General features: G+C 52.2%; 1 protein-coding gene. It reads right to left on the bottom strand.

The genetic code is table 11. The features are described 5' to 3' along the window. Positions 1-350, bottom strand: a 350-nt coding sequence (locus tag NWP09_RS13370) for a hypothetical protein (protein ID WP_258275959.1), incomplete at its 3' end; no start/stop codon positions are given. Positions 351-370: the final 20 nt, after the last annotated feature.

The raw sequence follows: 370 nt of genomic DNA, 5'->3' as shown, positions 1-370 counted from the left end.
GGACCTATCTGCCCGTTCGTGCCATCGTTATTGATCTCGATGTTGTACTGCGGGGCAAACATCGCCATACCTGAACCACCAATATCCGCCACAACCCCCAGCTTACCGTCAGCACCACGACGCAGTGGCAGAATGGCTTCAGGTCCAGCTTCCCCCATCACACCCGCACCTTTTGCAAAAGCAAAAAACGTCGGACGGTTAACCACCGTGCCACTGTAGCGACTCAAATCAGCAGACTGATAAATCCCCCCATTGGCATTCAGGGAAAGGCTGCTGAAATCAAATCCCAGTACACTGCCAATCCCTTTTATCGATTTCATCATGGTTGCCTGCGCCAGGATTTTCGCCATATCTGACAGCACAGAAGAGG

This window comes from Agrococcus sp. HG114 (assembly GCF_024723325.1).
Lineage (GTDB): Bacteria > Actinomycetota > Actinomycetes > Actinomycetales > Microbacteriaceae > Agrococcus.
The sequence above is the reverse complement of the archived record's forward strand: the minus strand, read 5'-3'. Positions and strand labels throughout refer to the sequence as shown.